General features: G+C 46.1%; 8 protein-coding genes. 5 read left to right on the top strand and 3 right to left on the bottom strand.

The genetic code is table 11. The features are described from left to right. From ACP5N5_RS05195 to ACP5N5_RS05175, 5 genes are all read left to right on the top strand, one after another. On the top strand, positions 1–1012 hold a 1012-nt coding region (locus ACP5N5_RS05195), incomplete at its 5' end, for an ABC transporter permease (RefSeq protein WP_428133574.1). Between the two features lies 1 nt (position 1013). After that, complete coding sequence (locus ACP5N5_RS05190) at positions 1014–1934, top strand: ABC transporter permease (RefSeq protein WP_428133571.1); 921 nt, start codon at positions 1014–1016, stop codon at positions 1932–1934. Positions 1935–2883: 949 nt separating this feature from the next. Further along, on the top strand, positions 2884–3450 hold the full coding sequence (locus ACP5N5_RS05185; RefSeq protein ID WP_012609057.1) for a ferredoxin domain-containing protein: 567 nt from the start codon (positions 2884–2886) through the stop codon (positions 3448–3450). Between the two features lie 109 nt (positions 3451–3559). Beyond that, on the top strand, positions 3560–3769 hold the full coding sequence (locus ACP5N5_RS05180) for a hypothetical protein (RefSeq protein ID WP_232216695.1): 210 nt from the start codon (positions 3560–3562) through the stop codon (positions 3767–3769). Positions 3770–4138: 369 nt separating this feature from the next. Then, on the top strand, positions 4139–4459 hold the full coding sequence (locus tag ACP5N5_RS05175) for a MoaD/ThiS family protein (RefSeq protein WP_428133567.1): 321 nt from the start codon (positions 4139–4141) through the stop codon (positions 4457–4459). Here ACP5N5_RS05175 and ACP5N5_RS05170 read toward each other — a convergent pair. The 3 genes from ACP5N5_RS05170 to ACP5N5_RS05160 all read right to left on the bottom strand — a co-directional run. Beyond that, the gene (locus ACP5N5_RS05170; RefSeq protein WP_428133564.1) at positions 4437–5210 is read right to left on the bottom strand and encodes a HesA/MoeB/ThiF family protein; all 774 of its coding nucleotides are present in this window, start codon (positions 5208–5210) and stop codon (positions 4437–4439) included. The genes ACP5N5_RS05175 and ACP5N5_RS05170 overlap by 23 nt on opposite strands. Positions 5211–5212: 2 nt before the next feature. Further along, the gene (locus tag ACP5N5_RS05165) at positions 5213–5413 is read right to left on the bottom strand and encodes a hypothetical protein (RefSeq protein ID WP_428133562.1); all 201 of its coding nucleotides are present in this window, start codon (positions 5411–5413) and stop codon (positions 5213–5215) included. Then, positions 5388–5985: GTPase (locus tag ACP5N5_RS05160; RefSeq protein WP_428133560.1), on the bottom strand; the 598-nt coding region annotated here is incomplete at its 5' end. The genes ACP5N5_RS05165 and ACP5N5_RS05160, both read right to left, overlap by 26 nt.

Here is a 5985-nt window from a genome sequence, read left to right as displayed (position 1 = left end):
CTACATGAGGATAGTCAAGGTGATTATAGAGGAAGCCGTCTCACTCTTGGTGGGCTTCGCAGTAGCCGTAATCATATTGTTGTTCAGCGGGTATGAACCACTCTCTGTTATCAGTATCCTGTTCAGCGAGGGATTCAGGAATACAGAGGTATTAATGAAGCAAAGCATACCAGTGATCGCGACAGGGCTCGCGTTCTCTATACCCGCCTTAGCCGGGTTATTCAATATAGGAGGCGAGTCCCAGCTGTACATAGGTGCCTTTACAGGGCTTGTGTCAACATATATTATATATAACGCCACCGGCCAACCCGTGTTATCCTCCGTAACAGGCCTGGTATCAGGGACCTTGGCAGGGGGATTCTGGGGCTTTATAATAGGGTATTTGAGGGCGCGCAGGAGTGTTAACGAGGTTGTCGTCGCGATAATGATGAACTGGACCACTTACTATCTCGTGCTCTACTTAATTGTCTCGAGGTTCACTGACCCGATCTACTCCCATATGAGTGTCTTCGTGCCCGCATCCTCCAGGATACCCGATGTCCTCGGCTTCATAATGATTGCCGGAGTGGCTGTACTGACATACATCGTGTTAAGGTATAGCTCGCTCGGCTACTCTATAAGGGTTGCCGGCTTGAATCCTAAGGCAGCTGTTTACGCCGGGTTCAACTTGGAGAAGATCTTCATAACAGCTATGTCTATTTCTGGAGCGATCGCTGGACTCGGGGGCGCGCTCTTCGTGCTCTCAGTCATATACTCGATTGATACGACGATGTCCGCTATCTATGGCCTCGGCTTCCTCGGTATAGGTATAGGCTTACTTGGAAGGAATAACCCCATCGGGGTGGTGTTAGCCGGGTTATTTATAAGTGGACTCCAATTCGGCGGGCAATGGGTTGAGCTACGTACTGGGGCACCCCCCTACTTAACCGATGTAGTTATAGGTATCATAGTTATTGCTTTATCAGCTACCTACACCTACGAGCTACTGGTATCCAAGTTGAGGAGGGGATAGAATGATAGATTTCCTTATAGCCTTAATCGAGAACACGCTGTATTCAGCTACAGTAGTGTTACTCGGAGCGCTTGGAGCCATAATCAATGAGAAAAGCGGTGTGGTGAATATAGGTGTTGAGGGCGTCTTCATACTATCGGCTTTCTCCACAGTATACTTCACCCTGGCCTCAGGGAACCTGGCTATAGGTATCCTCCTAGCCCTGGTGGTGAGCGGGTTAGCGGGCTTAATTCATGGCTTGATCTCCATATACCTCAGAGGGGACCAGGTGATTATAGGCGTAGGCTTCAACATGGTTGCAGCCGGGTTAACAATAGTAATGATGGTGACGACATGGGGGGACTACTCCCAGACCCCTCAGATACAGAAGCTGCAAGGATTGCAGTTTACCATAGGCGGGAAAGTCTTCATCATCCCACTATTCTCCATAGCAGCAATCCTCGTCGGGCTCGCCGAGTGGTTTATCCTCGAGAAGACGAAATACGGGCTCGTCCTGAAGGCATGCGGTGACGAGCCACGCGCAGCAGAGGCAATGGGAATCAACGTCTTCAGGACTAGACTCCTAGCAACTGTTCTCGGGGCGGTTGTGATGGGTTTAGGCGGCGTCTTCCTTTCAGCCGAGTGGTTCGGGAACTATACTAAGGCGACGACAGCTGGGAGAGGCTTCATAGCATTGGCTAATGAGGCATTCAGTAACTGGAATCCCGCGATGGCCATTGCCGGTGCACTGCTCTTCGGGTTCTTCGAGGCATTATCGATAAGTCTACCGATACAGCTTCAATCCATGCTGGGCAGGCAGTTCACTGCTGAAACATATCTCTTCAAGATGATGCCTTATGTTGCGACTATTATTGTGATAACTATGGTAATGAAGAAAATCAGGATGCCGAGGGCCCTGGGTAAGCCATACATAAAGGAGTAACGGTGGCATATTACAAGATAATTGGTAAAATTCCTGCTTATTGATTAAGTAGTCTCCATCAATAGATCCAATTCATAGTTTCATATTGATTTTTACATCTATATTCAATTGATTAATTTATAGTCATGTACTTGATTACTTAATTTCAATCATTATTCAATATCAACTATTTTACATATCTCTATCAATAATCATGAAACATCATTAACAATTTATGATTTAGAAGCAATCACCCATAATAATATAATCTACTCATGAATCATTATATCATGTATTATCCATGTATGACTCATTTACAACGGTATTACCCTTGAAAAGTGATCTAGCCAAGGGACTCCCATGGGATATAAGTGCATCAAAGATTATCTTCCTAGATCACTTTTCAAGGGTAATACCTTACTAAACCAGTATTCGTGTTTCAATTCTTGATACACTATACAAAGTTAATTATCTAGGATTATAATTATATTATTGTAATACATGAACTATATTATTATACATAATCATGATGGTATTACCTATTGAAGCCGATCAAGACAAGGCCCTGTTGTTTGATATAGGTGTTCGAGTAGACGGGGGAGTTGACCGGGTTTCATGGGTATTATCGAGCCTATCCCTGTATTCATGTACAATGTTGTTTAACTCTGATACATATTCATGTACACTTATCCTCAGTGCCATGATGCCCCGGGAACCATGCAGCATCTAATAGATGCTCGTCCATGAGGGGCGATCGCCTTCATACCATGGTTGGATCACTGGTTAACTTGACACTCTTCCAGTTAATAAGCGATTAACTACCCCCATTGATCAATACATGATTAACCGATCCCTGTATACTTAGACATGCCATGTACATGGTTTACAAATATAGCACAGTAATCAAGGAACTAGGGGATCGGCATGGAGACCAGTATATATTCTTGAGGGTAGATCTATATAGTGCAACATGGTGGTAGGCTTGATAACCGAGCAGGAGGCATTAAAGAAAGCCGTTGAAACCACCGCATCACTAATGCTCGCATCAGCTAAGACAGCGCCTAAGGCACGGGGCATAGACAACATAGTATCAGCCATTATAACCGGGAAACGGGAGTTAGAGACGCTGGCAGAGTACATGAAGAAGCTCGCAGAAAAGTACGGTGCGTTCTTCGAGAGAGACGCTGAGAACGTGTTGAATAGCGACGCGGTAGTACTAATAGGCTGTAAAATAGCGAGGCTCAACCTAGCTAAGCCGGAGAAATGGGTGCTCGACGCAGACACCGTTAACTCAATAGTAAACCTGGGCATAGCACTAGGTTCAGCAGTCAAGACTGCATCAATGCTAAACATAGACAATAGGATAATGTACTCTATAGGCGTGGCGGCTCAGGAGCTGGGATTAATAGACGCTGACATCGTATACGGGATACCATTATCAGTTAAAGGCAAGAACATATACTTCGACAGGAAATTCCCAAGTAACCCAGTGAACCCTGGAGACTTGTTTTCAACATACCTAAACCACACAATATGATCTCACTTATACTGGGTGAAATATTACTTAGTTGATTCAAAAACACCCGGGAACCAGTTCCAAAATATATAGATACCAAGTAACCAATAAATTTCAAAAAGTGGTAAAAGTGATATGCGCCAAGATACTTCCACAAGGTGAAACCCTATGTATAGATGCTGAGGAAGCCCGGGTAGCAGACCTGGTGGAATCAGCCAGGGACAAGCTTACAGGAAACAACATCATAGTACTAGTAGATGACAGGCTCGTAGAGGACTACACTATGAAGATAACAAGTGGAAACCGTGTCCTAATAATAGAGGAATTCCTCGGTGGCTAACCAATTACCAAATCCTAAAAGATAGTCTCCAGATACAGCATCACCAGCCAACCTCTCCCTGTCCTGAAGGATAAGGTCCACCGGTGAGGTGAGCTCTTAGTGACGAGCTTTATAATAGGTGGATCAACGATGTTCGTTATTGGCTCATCTATACCTCCACACTCATCCACAAGCATGCATACGTAGCCTGTCAATATTGAATGCGAATAAATCGCTTGAAACCCCCGCTTCTTTAAGGGACATAAACCGGCTTACTGGTTGCTCGTCTCTGAAAGTTCTCTACGATGGTGTCCAGAAATTACTCAATCATCGAGGATGATGTCATAGGTGGCGATGGAAGCGTTTTCACATATTTGAAGCTGTATAACCGTGTTAAGATTTAAGAGAGTAGTAAGGATAATAGTAGCTAGGGGAGAGGACCACCTTATGAGAATCACAGTGATCACGCTGGGGAGGGCGAGCGATTACACTGGTAGAAGCATGGTGGAGCTAGAGCTCCCCGAGGGAGCCATGCTAAGGGATGCCATTAGGGTTCTCAGCGAGAAAACCAACCCATTGCTCTACGAGAGATATATTGATGGACACTACATATTTGTAACACTCGTAAACGATAAGCCAGTTCTATCCCCAGATACTCCTTTGAAAGACGACGATAGGATAACGCTGGTTACTCCCGAGATGAGTGGTTGACTCCGGGTTCGCCACAGTATTTTTCTATTTCTTCTTCTTCACTATTCTCATACTTCACTTCAACAAGGTCTATCGAAGGGGTTTTCGCATTGAACAATAGTATTTTACCGGCTAATGGAGAACCGTAGCCCAGTATGAGCTTAAATACTTCGTTTACCTCCAGTAATCCAAGCAAGCCCGGTATATGAGCCATGACTATGACCCTCCCCCTCTCGCCTCCTCCAACACTGCGGAACAAGTATCTAAGACAGGGGGTTTTACCAGGTATTACAACTGTTAATTGTCCATAATACTCTCCAACCCCAGCGTGAACAAGTGGTTTTCCATACCTCCAGGCAGACTCGTCAAGCAGGAATCGCGTCTCCCAGTTATCTAGGGCATCGACAACTATATCCACGCTGGGGACTAGTTTATCCAGGAGTTCCCTACTTATAGTCGCCTGTATAGGTTCCAGCGTCACACCTGGATTCAGCTTCCCCAGCTTCTCATATGAAGCCAGCACCTTTGGTCTCCCTATGTCCTCTGTATTGTATAGTATCTGCCTCTGGAGATTACTCAGCTCCACCAGCCCGTCATCGATAAACACTATCCTCCCGACCCCAGCTGCTGTTAAATAATAGAGTATCGTGGATGCGAGGCCGCCGGCACCAGCGACCAGGATGCTCGTCTTCTTAAGCTTCAACTGCCCTTCCACGCCTATTATTGGCAACTGCCTACTATACCTCTCATACTCTACACTGCTTAGACTCATCCCTACCCACCTGATTTAACCAGGTATACAACTACCTCGTCTCCATCCCTGATGATGTCGTCCTCTGTTAGAGGGATTCCCCCCCTTAGCACTATATGCTCTGATTTAGAGAGCCCCAGCCTTCTAAGTAGCTCTGAAACACTTATCTCTCCGACATCAAGTATTCTAGGTGCTTGCTCACCGGTCACCTTCACCTTGATCACATGGCTCACCAATATCTCTGATCCAAGCCGGTCTTATATAGAATTTCACGACTCCATCATGGTAATCCCTAATCACCTTCCTAGCTGCTTCCTCGATTAAGGGCTCCCTGGTAGTTTTATAGAACCATCCGTGCCTCACAGCTATCTCCTCAAGGATCCTCAAGGGATCCCTTTCACTAACACCATAAGCCTCCATGAACGCGTTGGGGTGGTAGGTCATTATCCTCTCGATGAGCTTCATAGCTGGGAGAACTGGGTCCTCGAGCTTCTCTATTGGATAACCCCTTATCACCCTTTCAAGTTCCCCTCCTTCGACAGGTATCACTCCAGGCGAGTCGACCAGCAGTATATCCTTGTCTACACGGTATAATTGGAAATGCCTCGTGTACCCTGGGCTTCCCGGGTACGGGCTTGTCGGGGCTGAATGCCTCCCCTTCAACCCGTTTATTATGGATGACTTACCGACCTTAGGATACCCTGTTACAGCCACTATCGTCGGCAGCGAGGGGGCTACTCTACGTATAGTCCTCCTGAGCCTGAGGGTACCCATGTGTCTGGCGGCAGCCATGTAG

Origin of the sequence: Desulfurococcus sp. (genome assembly GCF_049970475.1) — an archaeon.
Taxonomy (GTDB): Archaea; Thermoproteota; Thermoprotei_A; order Sulfolobales; family Desulfurococcaceae; genus Desulfurococcus; species Desulfurococcus amylolyticus.
The sequence above is the reverse complement of the archived record's forward strand: the minus strand, read 5'-3'. Positions and strand labels throughout refer to the sequence as shown.

Bases quoted from the DNA above. Each gene is read 5' to 3' on its own strand.
- ACP5N5_RS05190 (WP_428133571.1), top strand. From the start codon at position 1,014: ATGATAGATTTCCTTATAGCCTTAATCGAGAACACGCTGTATTCAGCT.
- ACP5N5_RS05185 (WP_012609057.1), top strand. From the start codon at position 2,884: ATGGTGGTAGGCTTGATAACCGAGCAGGAGGCATTAAAGAAAGCCGTT.
- ACP5N5_RS05170 (WP_428133564.1), bottom strand. From the start codon at position 5,210: ATGAGTCTAAGCAGTGTAGAGTATGAGAGGTATAGTAGGCAGTTGCCA.